The following is a 22,347-nucleotide window of genomic DNA, read 5'->3' on the forward strand; positions in this document are numbered from 1 at the left end:
ACCCAAGCGCCGGGTCTTGGCAAGGGCAGGGGCGCAGAATGCTGCGAGAATTTTGACCTGTTGATTAAATTTCAGGCATGCCGGCGGCGGCGCGCCCTCTTCCGCCCGCCGCCGCACCCGCTTATCGTGCCGCCATGGCCGATCCCCGATTCATCCACCTGCGCGTGCACACCGAATATTCGCTGCTCGAGGGCGCGATGCCGGTGAAGAAGCTGATCAAGATGTGCGATGCGGCGAAGATCCCCGCCGTCGCCGTCACCGACACCAATGTCATGTTCTCGGCGCTCGAGTTCTGCACCACCGCGAAGGAATACGGGCTGCAGCCGATCATGGGCTGTCAGACCGATGTGACCTTCGAGGAGAGCCGGCCGGGCGAGAAGCCGAAGCTACCCGCCCCCGTCGTGCTGCTGGCGCAGTCCGAGGCGGGCTACATGAACCTGATGAAGCTCTCGACATGTCTCTACATCGACAAGAACGGGATGCTGCCGCAGGTATCGCTCGAGGATCTGCAGGCACATTCCGAGGGGATCATCTGCCTGACCGGTGGCGCCGAGGGGCCGGTGGGCAAGCTCATCCAGTCCGGCCAGCTGCCGAAGGCGCGGGCCTTCCTCGAACGGCTCGCCGCGATCTATCCCGACCGGCTCTATGTCGAGCTGCAGCGCCATCCGGGCGAGGGCGGGAGGCTGATGGACGGCGAGCGGGCGACCGAGCGGCCCTTCCTGGAGCTGGCCTATGAGATGGGGCTGCCGATCGTCGCGACGAACGAGGTGTTCTTCCCGAAGACCGAGATGTTCGAGGCGCATGACGCGATGCTGTGCATTGCCGAGGGCACCTATGTCGACCAGATCGAGCCGCGCCGGCGCCTGACGCCGCAGCATTACTTCAAGTCCGAGGCGGAGATGGTCGCGCTGTTCGCCGACCTGCCGGAGGCGGTGGAGAACACCGTCGAGATCGCGAAACGCTGTGCCTTCGCCGTCTACAAGCGCCCGCCGCTGCTGCCGAAATTCGCCGATAACGAGGTCGAGGAGCTGCGCCGCCAGGCCTGGGAAGGGCTGAAGAACCGGCTTGCGGTGATCCCGCATGCCTGCCCGGTCGAGGAATACGAGGAGCGGCTGAAATTCGAGCTGGGCATCATCGAGCAGATGGGCTTCCCCGGCTACTTCCTGATCGTGGCCGACTTCATCAAGTGGGGCAAGGCGCATGACATTCCGGTCGGACCTGGGCGTGGCTCGGGCGCGGGCTCGCTTGTCGCCTATGCGCTGACCATCACCGACCTCGACCCGATGCGCTATGCGCTGCTGTTCGAACGCTTCCTGAACCCGGAACGCGTCTCGATGCCCGACTTCGACGTCGACTTCTGCATGGACCGCCGCGAAGAGGTGATCAAATACGTGCAGCAGAAATACGGGCGCAACAAGGTGGGCCAGATCGCCGCCTTCGGGGCGCTGCTGTCGAAGGCCGCGGTGCGCGACGTCGGCCGCGTGCTGCAGATGTCCTATGGTCAGGTCGACAAGCTGTCGAAGATGATCCCGGTCGAGGGGGTGAAGCCGGTCTCGATCGAGAAGGCCCTGGCCGACGAGCCGCGCCTGCGCGAGGCGGCGAAGGAAGAGGTCGTCGGCCGCCTTCTGAACTATGCCCAGCAGATCGAGGGGCTGTTGCGCAACGCCTCGACCCACGCCGCGGGCGTGGTGATCGGCGACCGGCCGCTCGACGAGCTGGTGCCGCTCTATCAGGATCCGCGCTCGGACATGCCGGCCAGCCAGTTCAACATGAAATGGGTGGAAAAGGCCGGTCTGGTGAAGTTCGACTTCCTCGGGCTGAAGACGCTCACCGTGATCCAGAACGCGGTGAACCTGATCCGCAAGTCGGGCCGGCCGCTGCATGTCGATGCCGCGGGCAACACGCTCTACGAGCCCGCCGAGGGCGCCGAGAACCAGATCAACGCGATCCCGATCGACGACGCGAAGACCTATGACCTCTATGCCCGCGCCCATACCGTCGCCGTGTTCCAGGTGGAATCGACGGGGATGATGGACGCGCTGCGGCGCATGAAGCCCACCTGCATCGAGGACATCGTGGCGCTTGTGGCGCTCTATCGTCCGGGCCCGATGGAGAACATCCCGGTCTATTGCGAGGTCAAGCACGGGCTGCGGCCGCTCGAATCGCTGCACCCGACGATCGACCCGATCCTGAAGGAAACGCAGGGCATCATCGTCTATCAGGAACAGGTGATGCAGATCGCCCAGGTCATGGCGGGCTATTCGCTGGGCGGCGCCGACCTGCTGCGCCGCGCCATGGGCAAGAAGATCGCCGAGGAGATGGCGAAGGAGCGTCCGAAGTTCATCGAGGGCGCGAAGAAGACCCACAACATCGACGCGAAGAAGGCCGGCGAGGTCTTCGACCTGCTCGAGAAATTCGCGAACTACGGCTTCAACAAGTCGCACGCCGCGGCCTATGCGCTGGTCTCCTATCAGACCGCCTGGCTGAAGGCGAACCACCCGGTCGAGTTCATGGCCGGCGTGATGAACTGCGATATCCATCTGACCGACAAGCTCTCGACCTATATGGGCGAGGTGCGGCGCGCGCTTGGCATCACCGTGGTGCCGCCCTGCGTGAACCGCTCGCTCGCCACCTTCGACGTGGTGAACCAGCAGCTCGTCTATGCACTCGGCGCGCTGAAGAACGTCGGTGTCGAGGCGATGAAACTGATCGTCGAGGCGCGCGACGACATGCCGTTCCGCGACCTGTTCGACTTTGCCCGGCGCTGCGACCTGAAGCGGATCGGCAAGCGGCCGCTCGAGATGCTGGCCCGCGCCGGCGCCTTCGACCAGCTCGACCCGAACCGGCGGCGGGTGTTCGAAAGCCTCGAGGGGCTGATGGCCTGGTCCGCCGCGGTGGCCGAGGCCAAGGCCTCGGCGCAGGTGTCGCTGTTCGGTGATGCGGGCGACGACCTGCCGCCGCCGCGGATTGCCGATGTCGACGACTGGCTGCCCTCCGAGCGGCTGGCGGAAGAGCACAAGGCCATCGGTTTCTATCTGTCGGGCCACCCGCTTGACGACTATCTGCCTGCGCTGAAACGCAAAAACGTGATGACCCTGGCCGAGATCGCGGCCAAGGCGCAAGGCGGGCCGTTCATCGGCAAGATCGCGGGCCAGGTCGCCGTGCGGCAGGAACGGAAGTCCGCGAAGGGCAACCGTTTCGCCTTCGTCTCGATGTCGGACCCGACCGGCCCCTTCGAGGTGACGGTGTTTTCCGACACGCTCGAGGCCACGCGGCAATACCTCGAACCCGGGCAGGCGGTGGTGCTGACGGTCAAGGTCGATGTCGAGGGCGAGACGGTGAAGATGCTGGCGCAGGGCGCGCAGCCGATCGACCAGGTCACCGCCGATGCCGGCAGCACCGGGCTGATGATCCATGTCGAGACGCCCGAGGCCGTGGGCTCGATCGCGTCGCTGCTCGAGCGGATCAGCGGCGAGGGCAAGGTGCGCTCGCGCGGGCCGGTGCATTTCACCGTCTACGACAGCGAGCGCAATTGCCGCTATCAGCTGTGCGCCGGCAAGGAGTTCCCGGTGAACCCGAAGGTGAAGGGCGCGATCCGCTCGCTGCGCGGCGTGGCGCTGGTCGAGGAGATCTGAGCCCGGGGCGGGGCGGGGCGGGCCGGGCCCGGGGCCAGGCCGGCCGTGCATCAGTAATGCGGCGGCTTCTGGTCGGCGAGCGGGATCTGCCCGCCGTCCGAAAATTCGCGCTCGGCCTCGCGCTCCATCAGCATCCCGAGACCGCGCGACAGGCGTGCAATCTCGCGCTCCTGCCGGGCGACGACGTCGCTCAGCTCATCCACCGTCTTCACGAGGAACGCCATCTGTTCCTCGAGCCGCTCGATCCGGTCCGTCATTTTCCCTCCGGCGCTTGCCGCGCGGCAGCCCATCCGCTACACCCTCGCCCGAGAAACGATCGGGTGCAAGACCATGTCCAGCGAGAAGAAACCGCGCCGTCCGCGCGCGGAAACGCCGAAGGGGTTTCGCGACTATTTCGGCTCGGAAGTGACCGAGCGGACCGAAATGCTCGCCACCATCGCGGACGTCTATCGCGCGCATGGCTTCGATCCGCTGGAAACCTCGGCGGTCGAGACGGTCGAGGCACTGGGCAAGTTCCTGCCCGATGTCGACCGGCCGAACGAGGGCGTTTTCGCCTGGCAGGACGAGGGCGGCGACTGGCTGGCGCTGCGCTATGACATGACGGCGCCGCTCGCGCGCGTCGCGGCGCAGTTCCGCAACGACCTGCCCAGCCCCTACCGGCGCTATACGATGGGCCCGGTCTGGCGCAACGAGAAGCCCGGCCCCGGCCGCTTCCGCCAGTTCTATCAATGCGACGCCGACACCGTGGGCGCGCCCTCGGTCGCGGCCGATGCCGAGATCTGCGGCATGCTGGCCGATGCGCTGGAGGCGGTGGGCATTCCGCGCGGCGACTATGTCGTGCGGGTGAACAACCGCAAGGTGCTGAACGGGGTGATGGAAGTGGCGGGCGTGCTCGACCCGACCGACCCCGAGAAATTCGCCGAGGAACGCGGCATCGTGCTGCGCGCGATCGACAAGTTCGACAAGTTCGGCGAGACGGGCGTGCGCGCGCTGATCGGCAAGGGGCGGCTTGACGAGTCGGGCGACTTCACCAAGGGCGCCGGGCTGACCGACGCACAGGCCGACGTGGTGATGGGCTTCATGGAGGCGAAGCGCGACACCGGCGCCGCCACCGTCGCGCGGCTGCGCGAGCTGGTCGCGGGCTCGGCCCTTGGCGCCGAGGGGGTGGACGAGCTTGAACTCATCGCCGCGCTTCTCGACGGGCAGGGCTATGGCCCGGACCGCATCGTCATCGACCCCTCGGTGGTGCGCGGGCTTGGCTATTATACCGGCCCGGTGTTCGAGGCCGAACTGACCTTCGAGATCCTCGACGAGAAGGGGCGCAAGCGCTCCTTCGGGTCGGTCGCGGGCGGCGGGCGCTATGACGACCTCGTCAAGCGCTTCACCGGCCAGACCGTGCCGGCGACCGGCGTCTCGATCGGCGTCGACCGGCTGCTGGCCGCGCTGCGCGCCAAGGGGCGGATCGGTGGCACGGAACAGGGCCCCGTCGTCGTGACGGTGATGGACCGCGACCGAATGGGCGATTACCTCGCCATGGCCTCCGAGCTGCGTCGCGCCGGGCTGCGCGCCGAGGTCTATCTGGGCAATCCGAAGAACTTCGGCAATCAGCTCAAATATGCCGACAAGCGTGAAAGCCCGGTCGCGATCATCCAGGGCACCGACGAGGCCGCGCGCGGCGTCGTGCAGATCAAGGACCTGGTGCTCGGCGCGAAGATCGCCGCCTCGGCCAGCCTCGAGGAGTGGAAGAACCAGCCCGCGCAGGTCGAAGTGCCGCGCGACGAGATGGTCGCCACGGTGAAACGCATGCTGGGGCTGGGCCTGTGATGGCGTCGAAACCCCGTTCCCGCGAGATCGGCGAGCGCCTTCTGGGCGCCTTCCTGCGTGCCGGCGCCGCCGAGGTCACGCCCGACATCCTGCAGCCGGCCGAGACCCTGCTCGACCTTTACGGCGAGGATATCCGCGCCCGCGCCTATGTCACCTCGGACCCGCTGCGCGGCGAGATGATGCTGCGTCCCGATTTCACCGTGCCGGTGGTCGAGGCCCACATGGCGGGCGGGGCGGAACCTGCGCGCTATTGCTACATGGGCGAGGTCTTCCGCCGTCAGGATCACCGCGGCGCGGCGCGGGCGAACGAATACCTGCAGGCGGGCTATGAGGTCTTCGACCGCGAGGACCCCGAGGCCGCCGATGCCGAGGTCTTTGCGCTCTTCGCCCGTCTGCTGGCGCATCTGCGGCTGACCAGCACGATCGGCGACATCGGCATCCTGCGCGCCGCGGTCGAGGGCATCGACACCATTGCGCCGCGCAAGGCGGCGCTTGCCCGTCACATCTGGCGGCCGCGTCGCTTCCACGGCCTGCTGCAGCGCTATGCGGGGATCACCCCGGTGCCGGGCGGGCGCGCCGCGCTGCTGTCCGCCGGGGCGCCCGAGGGTGCGCCCTGGATCGGGCTGCGCAGCCCCGAGGAGATGGCGGCGCGTATCGCCGTGCTGCGCGCCGATGCCGCCGCCGCGCCGATCCCGACCGAGGTCGTCGCACAGCTTGACGCGCTTTTCGCGCTGAGCTGCCCGGCCGAGGAGGCCCCCGCGCGGCTGTCGGCGCTTGGCATCGCCGCGCTGCCGCCGGCGATCGCCCGGCTCGAGCGGCGCCTGGCCGCGATGGCCGCGCGCGGCATCGACACCTCGGCGCTGCGCTTCGAGGCGAGCCACGGCCGCACCACGATGGAATATTACGACGGCTTCGTCTTCACCTTCACCGCCGCCGATCCGGCGCTGCCGCCGGTGGCCTCGGGGGGGCGCTATGACGCGCTGACCCGCTTCCTCGGGCAGGGGCGCGAAATTCCGGCCGTGGGCGGGGTGATCCGTCCGGGGCTGGTGGCCGATCTGGAGGCGCAGGCATGAGCGCGATCAAGCTGGGCGTGCCCTCGAAAGGGCGGCTGATGGAGAAGACCTTCGACTGGTTCGCCGAGCGGGGCATCCGCCTGCGCCGCATCGGGTCGGAGCGCGAATATGCGGGCGCGGTCGATGGCGCCGAGAAAGTCGAACTGGTGCTGCTCTCGGCGGGCGAGATCCCGCGCGAGCTGGCCGCGGGGCGCATCCATCTGGGCGTGACCGGGTCCGACCTCGTGCGCGACAAGCTCGCCGACTGGCAGACGCTGGTCGAGGAGCTGGCGCCGATGGGCTTCGGCCATGCCGATCTGATCATCGCGGTGCCGGCCTGCTGGGCCGATGTCGACACGCTCGAGGATCTGGACGCCGCCGCGCATGCCTTCCGCGCGGCGCATGGCCACCGGCTGCGGATCGCGACGAAATATCACCGTCTGGTGCGCGAGTTCCTGACCCGCGAGGGGATTGCCGACTGGCAGTTGGTCGACAGCCAGGGCGCGACCGAGGGCACGGTGAAGAACCTGACCGCCGAGGCGATCGCCGACATCACCTCGTCGGGCGAGACGCTGCGGGCGAACCACCTGAAGATCCTGTCGGACGGGCTCATTCACAGCTCGCAGGCGACGCTCTTCGCCTCGCGCATGGCCGATTGGGCGGGGCTCGAGGCGCCGCGCGCGGCGCTGATCGCACAGCTCGGGGTCTGAGCGCTATTTCCGCCGCGCCGCGCTGTCCCATCCGGTCAGAGCGGCGCGCAATGCGGGCAGCAACGGGGCGGTGAGCGCCCCGAGCCGCCGCCCGTCCGGGGCGAGAAGGCGCAGCGCGACAAGCGCGCGACCGGGCATCGCCTCGATCCCCCAGAACACCTCCCGCGCGGCGGGCCAGTCGCGCAGCCGCGCGTTCAGATCGGCCGCCACCGCCCGTGCATCCGTGCAGCCGGCAAGGTAGAAGGTCGCAAGCGCGCCGGCGCAGCGCCGGGCCCAGTCGGCACCGCCTGTGCATTGCCGGTCGATCAGCCCCGCGGCCCCTTCGGTGCGGATCGAGACGGTGGTCTCCAACGCCTCGAACAGACCGCCCGCGCCCGCGGGATCATGGGTCAGGAAGCTGTCGCACAGGATCGCCCGCGCGCCGGGGGCAAGGTCGAGCTCGAGCGCGCCGCAGAAGGCCGCGCCCGGAAACAGGATCAGCGGGTCGGGCAGGTATTCGGCATGGGCCCCCGCCCCAAGCCGCAGCCGGCACGATTGCCGCGCCACACCGCCGCGCCCGGCATGGACGACGCTCGAGGCCTGGGTGGTCAGGTGCAGCCGCGCCCCGGGCTCGAGCGTCACCGACAGTCGCAGGTCGTCGTCGCCGTAAAGCCCACCCGAGGAGGATTGCAGATACAGGCTGGCCAGCCCCTCCGGATCGCCCGGCAGCGCGAAGGGGCGGGTGATGTGGAACGGGTGCGGGGTCAGCTGCGCGCCAAGGAAGGTGCGCCCGTCCAGGCAGCGGAACGCCAGCCGCGCCTCGAGCCGGCGGCCCGGCGGGCGCGACGGCAGGTCGCGCGCCATCAGCCCGCATCCTGCCGCGCGGCGCGGGTGAACAGCACCTCGCGGTCGATCAGGTCGACGATCGCGTCGATGCCGTCGGTGCCGTCCGCCCCGTCGCGCCCATAGGGACGGCAGCAGCAGCCAAGCACCGGACGCGCCGCGCGGATCGCCCGGGCCTCGCGCAGGATCGCGGCGGCATCGACATGGACATAGGGCGCCAGGTCGAGCTTGTTGATCACCAGCAGGTCCGATTGCATGATCCCCGGGCCGCGCTTGCGCGGGATGTCGTCGCCCTGGCCGACGTCGATCACGAACATCCACCAGTCGACCAGATCGAGCGAGAAGGTCGAGGCGAGATTGTCGCCGCCGCTTTCGAGAAGGATCAGGTCGAGCCCGGGGAAGGCGGCGTCGAGATCCTCGGCCGCCGCGAGGTTCAGCGTCGGATCCTCGCGGATCACCGTATGCGGGCAGGCGCCGGCCTCGACCGCGCGCACCCGCGCCGGGTCGATCAGCCCCGAGCGGCGCACGCGCTCGGCATCCTCGTCGGTGACGAGGTCGTTGGTGATCACGGCGAGCGAGATCCCGCGGCCGGTCAGCGCGGGGATCAGCCGCTCGATCAGCGCGGTCTTGCCCGAGCCGACGGGGCCGCCGATGCCGATCCGGGCCGGGCCCGCGGGGGCGGTGAAATCGGGGAAGGGATGGGTCATCGCAGCATGTACCTTTGCGCCAGGGGCACCTCGCGGGCGGGCTCGCAGGTCGCCAGCTCGCCGTCGACGAAGACGTCGAAGGTGGCGGGGTCGACGGTGATCTTCGGGCAGGCGTCGTTGAACAGCATGTCGGATTTGGCCAGCTTGCGGGTGCCGCGCACCGGCAGCAGCCGCTTGCGCAGATCGAGCGTGCCGGCAAGATCGGCCGCAAGCGCCAGCGGATGCACGAAATTCACGCCAAGCGCCGGCGCGGCGCGGCCGAAGGCGCCCCATTGCGGGCGCTGGATCAGCGGCTCGCAGGTCATCAGGCTGGCGGCGCTGTCGCCCATGGCGCCCCAGGCGATGAAGCCGCCCTTCACCACGATCTCGGGCTTGATCCCGAACAGCGCCGGCCGCCACAGCACGACATCGGCGATCTTGCCGGTCTCGAGGCTGCCCACATGCTCCTCGATGCCGAAGCAGCGCGCGGCGTTGATCGTGTATTTCGCGATGTAGCGCTTGATCCGGGCGTTGTCGCCGCGCAGGGCGGTCTCGCCGGGCAGGCGGCCGCGCTGGTCCTTCATCTTCGAGGCGAGCTGCCAGGTGCGGCAGATCACCTCGCCGATGCGGCCCATGCCCTGACTGTCCGAGCCCAGCATCGAGATCGCGCCGATGTCGTGCAGCACGTCCTCGGCGGCGATGGTCTGGCCGCGGATCCGGCTTTCGGCGAAGGCCACGTCCTCGGGGATCGCGGGGTTCAGGTGATGGCACACCATCGTCATGTCGAGGTGTTCCTCGAAGGTGTTGACGGTGTAGGGGTTGGTCGGGTTGGTCGAGGAGGGCAGGCAGTTCATCTCGCCCGCGACGCGGATGATGTCGGGGGCATGGCCGCCGCCCGCGCCCTCGGTGTGATACATGTGGATCACCCGCCCGGCGATGGCGGCGAGCGTATCCTCGACAAAGCCGCTCTCGTTCAGCGTGTCGGTATGCAGCTGCACCTGGAAGTCGAGATCGTCGGCGACCGAGAGGCAGCAGTCGATCGCCGCCGGCATCGCGCCCCAGTCCTCGTGGATCTTCAGCCCCATGCAGCCGGTCTTCATCTGCTCGACCATCGCCTCGGGGCGGTGCGCGTTGCCGCGGCCGAGGAAGCCGAAGTTCATCGGCCAGTGTTCCGAGGCCTGCAGCATCTTGCCGGTGTTGAACGGCCCGCCGCTGTCGATGCCGACGGTGATCGGGCCGAGCGAGCCGCCGAGCATCGTGGTGATGCCGCTGGCAAGGGCGTGCTCGACCAGCTGGGCGCTGTCGAAATGCACATGCACGTCGATCGCGCCGGCGGTGGCGATCATGCCCTCGCCGTCGCGCACCGTGGTTGCGGCGCCGACGATCAGGTTCGGGTGCACGCCGTCCATCACCGCCGGGTTGCCGGCCTTGCCGAAGCCCGCGATGCGGCCGTCCTTGATGCCGAGATCGCCCTTCACGATGCCCAGCACCGCGTCGATCACCACCACGTTCGAGATCAGCATGTCGAGCACGCCGTCGGCGCTGGTCCACCCGGCCGCGAGCCCCATCCCGTCGCGCAGCGTCTTGCCGCCGCCGTGCAGGCATTCCTCGCCCGGGATCGCGTGGTCATGCTCGATCTCGGCCAGAAGCGAGGTGTCGCCAAGCCGCACCATGTCGCCCGTCGTGGGCCCGTAAAGCGCGGCATAGGCCGCGCGGGTCATCGTCGCCATCGCTCAAGCTCCCCTGAAACCGCCCTGCCGCGCCCGTTCAAGCGCAGCTGCCTTCACCGCCGGATCGCGGCTGTCGCCATTCGTCAGCCCGTTCAGCCCGCCGACCTCGGCCCGCCCGCCGATCGCGACGAGCGTCACCTCGCGGCCATGGCCGGGCTCGAAGCGCACCGCGGTGCCGGCGGGGATGTCGAGGCGCATGCCGAAGGCCGCGGCGCGGTCGAAGTCGAGGGCGCGGTTGACCTCGAAGAAATGGAAATGGCTGCCGATCTGCACCGGCCGGTCGCCGGTGTTGGTGACCGCGAGCGTCACCTTCGGGCGGCCGGCGTTCAGCTCGATCTCGCCCTCGGCGGCGATGATCTCGCCGGGCAGGGGGCCCGGGGCGGGGGCGGTGGCGCCCGGCCGGATCGGGTCATGCACGGTGACGAGCTTGGTGCCATCGGGGAAGGTCGCCTCGACCTGCAGCATCGGCATGATCTGCGCCACGCCCGGCATCACCTCGTCGCTGGTCAGGATCGTCGAGCCGAAGGAGATGAGCTCGGCCACGCTCTGCCCGTCGCGCGCGCCCTCGAGGATCTCGTCGGCGATCAGCGCCGCGGCCTCGGGATAGTTCAGCAGCCGGCCGCGGGCGCGGCGGCGGCGGGCGAGTTCGGCGGCCGTGAAGATCGTCAGCCGTTCGAGTTCCGTCGGGGTCAGTTGCATCGGATCCTCCTGTTCAGACGGCGAAAAGCCGCAGCGGGGTCTGCCCGTGGCGCATCGCGGCGATGTCGGCGCGCGGGCTGAAGGTGAAGGGGGCGGCGGGCGGCGGGGCGGCGAGCAGCGCGGCCATGGCCGGGCGGGCGGCGGCAAGGATCTGCTGCGCCTGCATCGCGCCAAGCGCGCCAAGCCGCACCGCGGCCGAAAGCGTGGCGAGTGCGAGGGCGTGGAGCGTGCCGGCCTCGAGCGGGGCAAGCGCCAGGCCAAGGCCGTTTCCGGCCAGCCCCTGCACCACCGCCGCGTGCCCGGGCGTCTGCCCGGCGCGCACCTGCGCCAGAAGCGCGGCACAGCCCGGGGTGCCAAGCCGGGTGTGGGTCGAGAGCGCCGCCCGCCCGGTCCGGCGCGAGGCCGAGGCAAGGCTTTCCACCGTGCTGTGCAGCTCGCAGTCGGCGTCGATCCGGGCGATCTCCTCCAGGTCGCGGGTGGCATGGGTGCGGCGCAGGAAGACCCGGTCGAAGCCGGCCCAGCGGGGCAGGACCTCGTCGGTCAGGAAATCGCCGACCTGTGCCGCGCCCTGCACCCGGCCCTCGCCCACCAGCGCCTCGAGCCCGCCCGAGAAGGCGAAGGCGCCGGAGGGGAAGGCGGTGTCGCACAGCTGCAACAGGGCGAGAAGCGCGGTGTCGCTCATCCGGCGGCCTGTTCCACCTGCTGCACGCGGCCCTCGGCCAGCCGGTCGCGCAGCCGCTCGAGATAGGTCGCCAGCGGGTGCTCGACAGCGACGAGCAGATCGCCGCCCTCGAACCGCGCGCGCCAGTGCAGGTTGCCGGCGAAATAGCCCAGCGACAGTGCCTCGGCCCCGTCACGCGGGCGCAGCCGCAGCCAGTTTTCGGCCTCGACGCGCAGGATCACCGCCCGGTCGGGATCAAGGAGCAGCACCGCCCGGTCGACCAGCGCCACCTCGCGCGGCAGGGCGATCGCCAGATCGCTGCCGCGGTCGGTGCGCAGCCGCAGCCGGCGCCGCGCCAGGTCGGCGCGGGGCAGGGTGACGGTCTCGACCGCGCCGCGGTGTTCGAGCCGGTGCACGGCCTCGCCAAGCCAGGGATCGGCAAGCGTGCCGAGAAGGCGGTTCACGAGCAGGGTCATCGCGATGCTCCGGCGCAGGAAAGGGGGGGGGCGGAGGCCGCCCCCGGCTCAGATCGTCATGTGTTTCGAGATCAGCGCTTCGGTCAGGTCGGCGGTGGCGCCGGTCGCGACCGAGCGGCCGTTTTCCATCATCACGAAGCGGGTGGCGGCGGCGCGCACGAAGCGGATGTTCTGCTCGACCAGCAGGATGGTCAGGCCGAGCTCCTTGTTCAGCCGGATGATCGTCTTCTCGATCTGCTCGACGATATTGGGCTGGATACCCTCGGTCGGTTCGTCGAGCAGCAGCACGCTCGGTTCGGTCGCCAGCGCGCGCGCGATGGCGAGCTGCTGCTGTTGCCCGCCTGACAATACGCCCCCGGGCCGGTCGAGGTTCTCGATCAGATAGGGGAAGATCTCGTAGACGATCTCGGGGATGTCCTTGCGCCCGTCCTTCGCCGCGAAGCGCCCCATCAGGATGTTCTCGCGGATGGTGAAGTCAGGGATGATCTGGCGGCCCTGCGGCACATAGCCGAAGCCCGCGAAGGCGCGCTTGTTGGTGGGCTCGCCGATCAGCTCCTGACCGTTCAGCTTCAGGCTGCCGGTGGCGCGGGTGGTCATCCCCATGATCGTGCGCAGGAGCGTCGTCTTGCCGGTGCCGTTGCGCCCGAGGATGCCGACAAGCTCGCCCTTGCCGGCCTCGAGGCCGACGCCGTGCAGGATGTGGCTTGCGCCGTAGTAGCTGTCGATGTCGGTGATCTGCAACATCAGTGGATGCCTCCGCTTCCGAGATAGGCCTCGCGCACGGCGGGGTTCTGTTCGATCTGCTCGACCCGGCCCTCGGCCAGGTGCTTGCCCAGGTGCATGACGGTGATCTTGCTGGCGATCTCGCGCACGAAGGCCATGTCGTGCTCGACCACCAGCATGGTGTAGTCGCCGCGCAGCCGGTTGATGAGCGCCGCGGTCTTCATCGTCTCGCCCACGGTCATGCCGGCGGTGGGTTCGTCGAGCAGCATCACCCGCGCGCCCTGGCCGATCAGCATGCCAAGCTCCAGCCATTGCGTCTGGCCGTGCGAGAGCACACCCGCGACGCGGTCGAGCACGTCGCCAAGTGCCGTCAGCTCGACCACCTCGTCGAAGCGGCGCCTCTCGGCGGCGTTGCGGCGCAGGCGCAGGTTGCCCAGCACCGAGGGCTGGCGGGCGCAGGCGACGATCAGGTTCTCGCGCACCGTCAGGTCGCGGAACACCGAGGGGATCTGGAACTTGCGGCCGACGCCGGCCTGCGCGATCTGGTGTTCCTCGAGATTGGTGATCTCGCGGCCGAAGAGATGGACCGAGCCTTCGGTCGATTTCGTCTTGCCGCTGATCAGGTCCATCAGCGTGGTCTTGCCGGCGCCGTTCGCGCCCAGCAGCACCCGCACCTCGCCCTCCTCGATGACGGTGGAAAAGCCGTCCACCGCCTTGAAGCCCGAGAAGTCGACGCCGATGCCGTCGATGACCAATGCGTTCTGCGCCATGGCTCACTCCGATTTCTGAAGGGGTTGCGCGGCGGGGGTGCCGCGGCCGAGGAGCGCGGCCAGACGCATCGCGATGTCGCGGGCAAGCCCGGCGATGCCGCGCGGCAGGAACAGCACGACCAGCACGAAGATCAGCCCGATGATCGCCTTCCAGGCTTCGGCCAGCATCTCGCTTTCGCTCACCGTGGCCTGGATCGTGTTGATCAGGATCGCGCCGATGCAGGCGCCGAGCAGCGAGTTGCGCCCGCCGACCGCGGCCCAGACCACCATCGAGACCGAGAAGGTCAGATCGAGGAAGGTGGGCGAGGCGAATTCCGAGGCGATCACGTAGAAGGCGCCGGCGATCCCAGCGATCAGCCCGGAGACGGTGAAGAAGAACACCTGATAGCGCGCCACGTCATAGCCGAGATAACGCGCGCGGTTCGCGTCGTCGCGCGTCGCCTGCAGCACCAGCCCGGCGCGCGTCGCCACCAAGAGCCGGGTGAGCAGCAGCACCGCCACCGTGCCGAAGGCGACGAGGTAATAGGTCGGCACCACATAGGGGTCGAACTCGAAGCCGCCGAAGGTCAGCCAGCCAAGGTCGGTCAGCCCGTTGAAGCCGTTCGTCACCGGTTGCCAGTCGACGATCAGCAGCCGCACCAGCAGCACGAGGGCGAGGGTGATGATCGAGATGAACACGCCCGAGATCCGCAGCCGGAAGATCGACCAGCCGATCAGGAAGGCGACCGCGGTCGGCACCAGCAGCACCATCGCGATGCCGAAGGCCTGCGACTGGAACGGGATCCACAGCCAGGAGCCGGGGGCGATGCAGCACAGATCCTTGAGTGCGCCGGGCTGCGAGTTCCAGGCCATGAAATCGGGGATCGGCGTGTCGGCGCCCTGCTGCATCGAGGTCTCGCTCTGCAGCTTCAGCGTCATCGCGACCATGTAGGCGCCAAGGCCGAAGAACAGCCCCTGACCGAGGTTGAGCACCCCGGCATAGCCCCAGGACAGCGCCACCGCGATGCCGAGCATGCCATAGACCAGATATTTGGCGAAACGGTTCAGCCAGAACACGTCGGCGACGGTGGGCAGCAGCAGGATCACGAGGATGAAGGTGCCGTAGGCGGCGGCCTCGAGCGCGCCGCGGGTCGTGAGTCTGAGTTTCATCGCCTTCAGCGTCCCTTGAAGTTGAAAAGCCCGGTGGGCTTCCACATGATCACCCCGATCACCAGCGCGAGGACCACGGCGCGGGCGAGGATGTCGTTCGACACCAGCGACACGATGCCGTTGATCTCGCCCAGGATCCCGGCCGCGGCGGCGGTGCCGACGAGGCTGCCGACGCCGCCCACGACGACGACCATGAAACCGTCGACGACGAGGGTCGCCCCCATCTCGGGCGAGACGGTCTTGAAGCCCGCAAGCAGCACGCCCGCGACGCCGGCAAGGCCCGAGCCATAGGCGAAGGTCATCGACGAGACCTTGCGCACGTCGATGCCGCAGGCGGCGGCCATCTCGGGGTTGCGCATGATCGCGCGCACCTGGATGCCCCAGCGGGTCTTGTAGAGCAGCGCCCAGGTGGCCACGGCGAGGGCGATGGTGACGAGGATGATGAAGCTGCGATAGGGCTGGATCACGAAATCGCCGATCTTCCAGGACTGCTGGAAGAAGGCGGGCAGGCTGACGTTCTGCAGCCCGGTGCCGAGCCCCGGGATGTTGACGCCGAAGAAGGTCGCGCCGAACTGCAGCCGGATCGCCTGCTGCAACAGCAGCGCGATGCCCCAGGTCGCCAGCAGCGTGTCCATGATCCGCTTGTAGAGATGGCGGATCACCAGCCGCTCGATCAGCCAGCCCACCCCCGCGGTGACGAGGAAGGCGAGCGGGATCGCCGCGATCAGGTTCAGGTGCAGATAGATGCCGGACAGCACCGCCGTATAGGCGCCGATCATCGCCAGCTCGCCATGCGCCATGTTGATGACGCCCATCGAGCCGAAGATGATGGACAGCCCGAGCGCGACGAGCAGCAGGATCGACGCCAGCGACAGGCCGATGAAGAGGGTGTCAGCCATGGAGGTCCCCGTGAATGCCTGGGCCGGAGGGCGACGTCGTGCCGCCCTCCGGGACTTGGATCAGAGCTTGGTGGAATCGAGCCCCGAGCCGGTGCAGAACAGGTTCTCGGCGGTCTCGCCGTAGGCGCTGTAGGGCAGCGGCTTGATCGGGGCGGGGGCGGCGTCGACGATCTTGCTCTGGCCGTCGGCCTGCCACTGCGCGATGCGCGGGGTCAGGTAGAGGTGCAGGTTGTCGGGGTCGACCTTGACCTTGCCCACCGGCGCGTCGAACTCGACACCGCCGATCGCGCCGATGATCGCCTTCGGCTCGGTCGCCGCGGCCTTCTCGGCGGCAAGCTTCCACAGATAGACCTGCATGTAGCAGCTCATCATCGCGAAATGGGTCACCGCCTTCGGATCATTGGTGAACTTGCGGTAGTTCTCGACGAAGGTCTGGTTCTCGGGCGTGTCGATCGACTGGAAATAGGGGAAGGAGGTGTAGCTGCCCGCGGCATATTCCGGCCCCATCGCGGCGATCTCGATTTCCGAGGTCACCGAGGCGCAGATCGGCAGCGTGGCGTGATCGAGGCCCTGGTTCTTGAACTCGCGGTAGAAGGCCACGACCGAGTCGCCCACCACGTTCGACAGCACCACGTCGCAGCCGCTGTCCTTGATCTTCGAGACCATCGCGCCCCATTCGGAATGGCCGAGTTCCAGATATTCGTCGGCCACCCATTCGGCGCCGTTCTGCTCGATCAGGATCTTGCAGACCTTCGACATCTCGCGCGGATAGATGTAGTTCGAGCCGACGATGAAGAACTTCTTCTTGCCCAGCGTCTTGATGATCCAGGGGATGAAGACGTCGAGCTGCTGGTTCGGTGCCGAGCCCGTGTAGACCACGTTCTTCGAGCATTCCGAGCCTTCGTAATAGGTCGGGTAGAAGAGCAGGTTCTTGCGCTTTTCGAAGACCGGCAGCACCGCCTTGCGGCTGGCCGAGGTGTAGCAGCCGAAGACCGCCGGCACGCGGTCCTGCAGCACCAGTTTCGAGGCCTTCTCGTTGAAGGTCTTCGGATCCGAGGCGCCGTCCTCGATCACCGGCTTGACCTGCATCCCGTTCACGCCGCCCGCCGCGTTGATCTCCTCGATCGCCATCAGCGTGGCCTTCTGCATGCTGTCCTCGATGATCGAGAGCCCGCCGGTGGCGGAGAACAGCACGCCGACGTCGATCGTGCCGGCGGCGAAGGCGCGGCTGCCGAGGAACGGCGCGGAAAGCGCGCCTGCGCCGAGCGCCGAGCCGGTCTTCAGGAACTGTCTGCGGGAGAAGGTCATTGTCAGGTCCTCTGCTGGAGGGCGGCCCGCAAGGGGTCGCGATGGGATGTGGGGAATGGCATTGCGGTCCGGATCGCGAGATCTGGCCGGCACGGATCGAAACGGAGCCAGCGAAACCGCCTGCGGCGCGCGACGGGGCGCAGGTGCGGGCAGAGTGCCGATGGCTCGGAGATGAGACGATGGAAGTGCCGGAACAGTTTCGGTCCGGGAGCGGAACACGGGAAGGCGGGTCCGCAGCGGCAGCGTCCTTGGTGCCGTGAAGAAAGGCTAGCGACACCGATTTTCGGTTTTCAAGGCCGGGCCGGGATGGGCGGGCGGAAAAGACGCGTTTTTCGGATCTGCGTCACGAAATGATTAATTTCTGACCGGCGTGGCCGGGGGAAATCTCGGTAACTGTGCGTTTTCCGAAAGATCCGGGTGGCGAATCGCGGCTCGGTTCCCCCTCGCACAGGCGCGTGCGTGCACGCGCGGGCGTGCAACCCGCGCGCGAAGTTCCTTTTCCAGGTGCCGTCGCCGCGGCCGAATCGCATCGGTGGCATCCGGGCTGGGCCAGGGGCGCTTCGACGATGTTGTCGGGGTGTTTATTTCAAGTATTTGATATTAAATGATATATTTTTCTTGAAAAATCATGGATTCGGGGTCGTAATGAAGCGGCAGGGATCAACAGCGATCCCTCGGACAGCGAGCAAGAGGGCTCTCTCACACGTCCCGATCCGGGCGTTGAGGAGCCCTTTCTTCATTCCGGACCATGATCGGCCCCGGTCCAGCGAGACCGGAACGCGCCTTGCCGCGTGCCCGCCGCGTGTTCCCCGACATCACCCATCCGCCAACAGGAAAGGTTCGCATCATGCGACACGGAGATATCACCAGCACGGACGACACCGTCGGCGTCGCCGTCGTCAACTACAAGATCCCGCGGCTGCACACCCGCGCCGAGGTTCTGGAGAACGCACAGAAGATCGCCGACGTGGTCGTCGGGCTGAAGCAGGGCCTGCCGGGGCTCGATCTGGTGATCTTCCCCGAATACTCGACCATGGGCGTGATGTATGACGGCGACGAGATGATGGCGACCGCCGCCTCGATCCCCGGCGACGAGACCGAGATCTTCGCCCGCGCCTGCCGCAAGGCCAACACCTGGGGCGTGTTCTCGATCACCGGCGAGCGGCACGAGGAACACCCGAAGAAGGTGCCCTACAACACGCTGATCCTGATGAACAACAAGGGCGAGATCGTGCAGAAGTATCGCAAGATCCTGCCCTGGACCCCGATCGAGGGCTGGTATCCCGGTGCCGGCACCTTCGTCAGCGAGGGCCCGAAGGGGATGAAGATCTCGCTCATCATCTGCGATGACGGCAACTATCCCGAGATCTGGCGCGACTGCGCGATGAAGGGCGCCGAGCTGATCGTGCGCTGCCAGGGCTACATGTACCCGGCCAAGGAACAGCAGATCACCATGGCGAAGGCGATGGCCTGGGCCAACGTCTCCTATGTCGCCGTCGCGAACTGCACCGGCTGGGACGGGGTCTATTCCTTCTTCGGCCACTCGACCATCTGCGGCTTCGACGGGCGCACGCTGGGCTCCTGCGCCGAGGAAGAGATGGGCGTGCAATATGCGCAGCTGTCAATCTCGCAGATCCGCGACGCGCGGCAGAACGACCAGTCGGCCAACCACCTCTTCAAGCTGCTCCACCGCGGCTATACCGGCGTCTACAACTCGGGCGACGGCGACAAGGGCGTGGCCGATTGCCCGTTCGATTTCTACAAGACCTGGGTCACCGACGCGAAGAAGGCGCAGGAGAACGTCGAGGCCTTCACCCGGTCGACCCTGTCGACCGCCTGCTGTCCGATCGGCGGGCTGCCGAGCGGGCTGAAGGAGGAAGAGGCGCAATAATCCCCGACTGGCGGAGCGGACCCCGCCGCTCCGCCCCTTTTTCCCTTTCTTCCCGAGACGACCATGCCTTTTCTCACCGACCGCATTGCGCAGACGCAGCGCGCGCAGAAACTTGCCGCTGCAATGAACGACGAAAACCTCCTGCCGGCGGAGGCTGCGCCCCGCGCCGCCCCGCGCTTCATGCCGGCCTCGCGCTTCACCTTCGATCTGACGATGATCGAGCGGGAGCTGCGCGGCAATATCGTCGGTCAGGACGAGATGATCGCCTCGGTGATGCGGATCATGACGGTGATCTGCGCCGACATCGGCGACCCGCGCAAGCCGCTGGCCTCGTTCCTGTTTGCCGGGCCCACGGGGGTCGGCAAGACCGAGACGGTGCGCGTCCTCGCCCGGGCGCTGCACGGCGATGCCGACGCCTTCTGCCGGGTCGACATGAACACCCTCGCCCAGGAGCATTATGCCGCCGCGCTGACCGGCGCGCCTCCGGGCTATGTCGGCTCGAAGGAGGGCACGACGATCCTCGATCAGGACAAGATCGAGGGCAGCCATGACCGCCCCGGCATCGTGCTGTTCGACGAGCTTGAAAAGGCGAGCGACGAGGTCGTGCTGGCGCTGCTCAACGTGCTCGACAACGGCATCCTGACGGTCGCCTCGGGCGAGCGCACCTATTCCTTCCGCAACGCCATCGTGTTCATGACCACGAACCTTGGCGCAAGCGAGCTGATGGAACGGGCGGGCGTGACGAAACCCGCGGGCCGCGGCAAGCGCGTACAGCCGCAAACCGGGCCCGAGCTGGTGCTCGAGAAGCTGCTCAAGCGCTTCCCGCCCGAATTCGTCAACCGCATCGACCAGATCGAGACCTTCAACGCGATCGGCACCGACTTCCTGCCGGCGATCGTCGAGGTCGAGATCGGCAAGCTGAACCGGCGGCTTCTGAAGCACGACTGCCATCTCGAGGTCGGGCCCGAGGTGATGCGCCATCTGGCCGAGCTTGGCTATGACAAGCGCTTCGGCGCGCGCGGGCTGCGCCGCACGATCCGCAAGCATCTCGAGTTTCCGCTGGCCGAATATCTGCTTTCTGCCGCCGCAACGGGCAGTTCGGTGAACCGCCGCATCATCACCGCGGTGCTCGAGGGGCAAACCTTGACATTCGTCGAGGGGGACGCCTGAGTGAGACTGCGCCAGGGGAATATCAAGGGCGTCATGTCTGACTGTTGGAAAGTTGGGATCCTGTTCTCGGAAACCGGATCGACCGCAAATGTCGAGCTGTCGCAGCTGCATGGCGCGATGCTGGCCATCGCGGAAATCAACGCGGCGGGGGGGGTGCTCGGGCGCCCGATCGAGGCGGTGCGCTATGACCCCGGCTCGGAGCCGCGCGACTATGGCCGTCTGGCCGAGAAGCTGATCGTCGAGGACCGGATCAACACGCTCTTTGCCTGCTACAAGTCCTCGGCGCGCAAGGAGGTGCTGCCGGTGGTCGAGCGGCGCAATGCGCTGTTCTTCTACCCGACGATCTACGAGGGTTTCGAGTTCTCGCCGAACGTCTTCTATGGCGGTGCCGTGCCTAACCAGAACAGCGTGCCGCTGGCGCGCTATCTGATGGCGAATTACGGGCCGCGGATCTATTTCGTCGGTTCGGATTACATCTATCCGCACGAGTCGAACCGGGTGATGCGCCATGTTCTGCGCCTGTCGGGCGGCGAGGTGGTCGAGGAGGAATATGTGCCCCTCGACAGCGGCCCGGGTGCCTTCGACGCGATCGTCGCGCGCATTCTCGAGCAGCGCCCCGATGCGATCTTCTCGACCGTGGTCGGGCAGGACAGTGCCGAGTTCTATCGCGCCTATCACCGCGCCGGCGGCCGGGGGGGAGATATTCCGGTGGCCAGCCTGACCACGAACGAGGCCGATGTCGCCGAGATCGGCGCCGAGGTGATGGCGGGGCATCTGACCGCCGCGCCCTATTTCCGCACGCTCGAGACGCCGCGCAACGCGCAGTATCTGGAAAGCTATGCCCGGCTGCACGGCGATCTGACTGATGTCACCAGCTGCGGCGAGGCGGCCTATATCCAGATGCATTTCTTCGCGCAGGCGCTGCGCGATTGCGGCTGCGACGACACCGATGCGCTGCGCGCGACGCTGGTCGGGCAGTCGTTCGAGGCGCCGCAGGGCCGGGTGACGATCGATCCCGACAATCAGCACACCTACCTGCATTCCCGCATCGCGCGGATCGACGAGGAGGGCGAATACGTGATCGAGCACGAGGTTCCGATGGCGATCAAGCCGGACCCCTATCTGGTGATGCCCGCCTCGGCCGACCTGATCGTGCAGGGGCGCAAGATCAGTCGCGGGTGAGGGGGAGATGACCGACTTCGTCCGCACCCTGCGGGACCTGAACATCGCCGTCGTGCACCCGTTCGACCGCACGGCGGAAGAGCTGCGCCAGCAGCTCAGCCGCATCGGCTGCGTGCACGACGCCTTCTGGCCGCCGCCGAAGACGCTCGCCGAGAAATACGATGTCGTCTTCGTCGACATGGCCGAGGGCAGCGCGAAATACCTGCGCGCGATGATCACGCGCGCGCGCACGGAGCTGCCGACGATCATCGCCATCGTCGGTTACGAGAACCCCTCGGTTCTGGCGCAGCTGAGCGAGATCGGCGCGCATGGCATCCTGACCAAGCCGCTGCGCGCGATCGGGGTGATGAGCGCGATCGTCATGGCGCGGCAATGCTGGAGCGAGCAGAACGCGCTGCGCGAGGAAAACGAGAAGATCCGCCGCAAGCTGGAGACCATGCAGACGATCAGCGATGCGAAACGGATCCTGATGCAGCACCATGGCGTCGACGACCGCGAGGCCTATGAGATCATCCGCAAGCACGCGATGTCGCGGCGCACGACGACGGTCGAGATCGCGCAGGCGATCATCACCGCCGATGACATGCTGAGCAATCTCAAGCCCGCGCCGGGTGCCGCCGCGCGCAAGACGCGCATTCCGAAACCAGAGCAGGACTGAGCGCCCAAGAGGCGAGGCTCAGAGGCGTCTGGATACGCGGAACCAGCCGCATCGCGATTGCTTGTCTTTGATGTTCTGGGGAAGAAGTGGCAGCCCGTAGGGGAGTCGAACCCCTCTTTTCAGGTTGAAAACCTGACGTCCTAACCGATAGACGAACGGGCCACCGTTTCCGCTTCAGCGCGTTGCTGCGCGGCGTGGAGCGGTGTTTAGGCGAGCTTCGGGTGACTCGCAAGAGGGTTTTTTCAGTTTATCGCAACTTTCTTCACGGCCGCGCGATTTTCTTGAAAAACGCCTTTGCTCAA

20 protein-coding genes and 1 tRNA gene are annotated in these 22,347 nt (G+C 67.5%); 8 read left to right on the forward strand and 13 right to left on the reverse strand.

Translation table 11 applies throughout. The annotated features are described in order from the left end of the window. The first annotated feature begins 134 nt into the window (after positions 1-134). Entirely contained in the window at positions 135-3,635 is a 3,501-nt protein-coding gene (gene dnaE / locus DYS74_RS07790; protein ID WP_121532970.1) for a DNA polymerase III subunit alpha, read from the forward strand. A 50-nt stretch (positions 3,636-3,685) separates the two neighbouring features. On the opposite strand, the gene DYS74_RS07795 is transcribed toward dnaE, so the two are convergent. Continuing rightward, entirely contained in the window at positions 3,686-3,892 is a 207-nt protein-coding gene (locus DYS74_RS07795) for a SlyX family protein (RefSeq protein WP_121532571.1), read from the reverse strand. A gap of 73 nt (positions 3,893-3,965) precedes the next feature. Between DYS74_RS07795 and hisS the strand changes: the two genes are divergently transcribed. Genes hisS through hisG form a run of 3 tightly spaced genes read left to right on the forward strand, consistent with a single transcriptional unit; the run spans position 3,966 to position 7,221 of the window. Further along, the gene (gene hisS / locus DYS74_RS07800) at positions 3,966-5,459 is read left to right on the forward strand and encodes a histidine--tRNA ligase (protein ID WP_121532573.1); all 1,494 of its coding nucleotides are present in this window, start codon (positions 3,966-3,968) and stop codon (positions 5,457-5,459) included. After that, a complete protein-coding gene (locus DYS74_RS07805) occupies positions 5,459-6,532 on the forward strand; it encodes an ATP phosphoribosyltransferase regulatory subunit (protein WP_121532575.1) in 1,074 nt (357 codons plus the stop codon). The genes hisS and DYS74_RS07805 overlap by 1 nt, the downstream gene beginning before the upstream one ends. Further along, on the forward strand, positions 6,529-7,221 hold the full coding sequence (hisG, locus tag DYS74_RS07810) for an ATP phosphoribosyltransferase (RefSeq protein WP_121532577.1): 693 nt from the start codon (positions 6,529-6,531) through the stop codon (positions 7,219-7,221). The genes DYS74_RS07805 and hisG overlap by 4 nt, the downstream gene beginning before the upstream one ends. Positions 7,222-7,224: 3 nt before the next feature. On the opposite strand, the gene DYS74_RS07815 is transcribed toward hisG, so the two are convergent. The 11 genes from DYS74_RS07815 to DYS74_RS07865 are packed head-to-tail and all read right to left on the reverse strand — an operon-like array spanning position 7,225 to position 17,144. Continuing rightward, entirely contained in the window at positions 7,225-8,064 is an 840-nt protein-coding gene (locus DYS74_RS07815; RefSeq protein WP_121532579.1) for an urease accessory protein UreD, read from the reverse strand. Beyond that, positions 8,064-8,750, reverse strand: coding sequence for an urease accessory protein UreG (ureG, locus tag DYS74_RS07820; RefSeq protein WP_121532581.1), 687 nt, complete (start codon positions 8,748-8,750; stop codon positions 8,064-8,066). The genes DYS74_RS07815 and ureG overlap by 1 nt, the downstream gene beginning before the upstream one ends. Then, a complete protein-coding gene (gene ureC, locus DYS74_RS07825) occupies positions 8,747-10,459 on the reverse strand; it encodes an urease subunit alpha (RefSeq protein WP_121532583.1) in 1,713 nt (570 codons plus the stop codon). The genes ureG and ureC overlap by 4 nt, the downstream gene beginning before the upstream one ends. A gap of 3 nt (positions 10,460-10,462) precedes the next feature. Then, positions 10,463-11,158, reverse strand: a complete 696-nt coding sequence (locus DYS74_RS07830) for an urease subunit beta (RefSeq protein ID WP_121532585.1) — start codon at positions 11,156-11,158, stop codon at positions 10,463-10,465. A gap of 13 nt (positions 11,159-11,171) precedes the next feature. Continuing rightward, positions 11,172-11,840 carry an urease accessory protein UreF gene (locus tag DYS74_RS07835; RefSeq protein WP_121532587.1) on the reverse strand — a complete coding sequence of 223 codons (669 nt, stop codon included), beginning with the start codon at positions 11,838-11,840 and terminating at the stop codon, positions 11,172-11,174. Then, positions 11,837-12,295: an urease accessory protein UreE gene (gene ureE / locus DYS74_RS07840; protein WP_121532589.1), complete on the reverse strand. Its 459-nt coding sequence runs from the start codon at positions 12,293-12,295 to the stop codon at positions 11,837-11,839. The genes DYS74_RS07835 and ureE overlap by 4 nt, the downstream gene beginning before the upstream one ends. A 48-nt stretch (positions 12,296-12,343) precedes the next feature. Next, complete coding sequence (gene urtE, locus DYS74_RS07845) at positions 12,344-13,039, reverse strand: urea ABC transporter ATP-binding subunit UrtE (protein ID WP_121532591.1); 696 nt, start codon at positions 13,037-13,039, stop codon at positions 12,344-12,346. Then, on the reverse strand, positions 13,039-13,788 hold the full coding sequence (gene urtD / locus DYS74_RS07850; RefSeq protein ID WP_121532593.1) for an urea ABC transporter ATP-binding protein UrtD: 750 nt from the start codon (positions 13,786-13,788) through the stop codon (positions 13,039-13,041). Before urtD ends, urtE begins: the two co-directional genes overlap by 1 nt. Before the next feature lie 3 nt (positions 13,789-13,791). Then, positions 13,792-14,937, reverse strand: a complete 1,146-nt coding sequence (gene urtC, locus DYS74_RS07855; protein WP_121532595.1) for an urea ABC transporter permease subunit UrtC — start codon at positions 14,935-14,937, stop codon at positions 13,792-13,794. A gap of 5 nt (positions 14,938-14,942) precedes the next feature. Then, positions 14,943-15,836 (reverse strand): urea ABC transporter permease subunit UrtB, encoded by an 894-nt coding sequence (gene urtB, locus DYS74_RS07860; RefSeq protein WP_121532597.1) that lies wholly within the window; start codon positions 15,834-15,836, stop codon positions 14,943-14,945. Between the two features lie 60 nt (positions 15,837-15,896). Continuing rightward, complete coding sequence (locus tag DYS74_RS07865; RefSeq protein ID WP_121532599.1) at positions 15,897-17,144, reverse strand: transporter substrate-binding domain-containing protein; 1,248 nt, start codon at positions 17,142-17,144, stop codon at positions 15,897-15,899. Positions 17,145-17,991: 847 nt separating this feature from the next. Here DYS74_RS07865 and DYS74_RS07870 point away from each other — a divergent pair. The 4 genes from DYS74_RS07870 (at position 17,992) to DYS74_RS07885 (ending at position 22,045) form a co-directional block, all read left to right on the forward strand. Beyond that, positions 17,992-19,035 (forward strand): aliphatic amidase, encoded by a 1,044-nt coding sequence (locus DYS74_RS07870; protein WP_121532601.1) that lies wholly within the window; start codon positions 17,992-17,994, stop codon positions 19,033-19,035. Between the two features lie 63 nt (positions 19,036-19,098). Next, positions 19,099-20,205 (forward strand): AAA family ATPase, encoded by a 1,107-nt coding sequence (locus DYS74_RS07875; protein ID WP_121532603.1) that lies wholly within the window; start codon positions 19,099-19,101, stop codon positions 20,203-20,205. 33 nt (positions 20,206-20,238) lie between these two features. Beyond that, complete coding sequence (locus tag DYS74_RS07880; RefSeq protein ID WP_121532605.1) at positions 20,239-21,387, forward strand: transporter substrate-binding domain-containing protein; 1,149 nt, start codon at positions 20,239-20,241, stop codon at positions 21,385-21,387. 7 nt (positions 21,388-21,394) lie between these two features. Continuing rightward, positions 21,395-22,045 carry an ANTAR domain-containing response regulator gene (locus tag DYS74_RS07885; RefSeq protein WP_121532607.1) on the forward strand — a complete coding sequence of 217 codons (651 nt, stop codon included), beginning with the start codon at positions 21,395-21,397 and terminating at the stop codon, positions 22,043-22,045. Positions 22,046-22,132: 87 nt separating this feature from the next. Here DYS74_RS07885 and DYS74_RS07890 read toward each other — a convergent pair. Continuing rightward, a tRNA-Glu gene (locus DYS74_RS07890) sits at positions 22,133-22,207 on the reverse strand. Positions 22,208-22,347: the final 140 nt, after the last annotated feature.

Source organism: Paenirhodobacter hankyongi (assembly GCF_003664585.1).
Taxonomy (GTDB): Bacteria; Pseudomonadota; Alphaproteobacteria; order Rhodobacterales; family Rhodobacteraceae; genus Rhodobacter; species Rhodobacter hankyongi.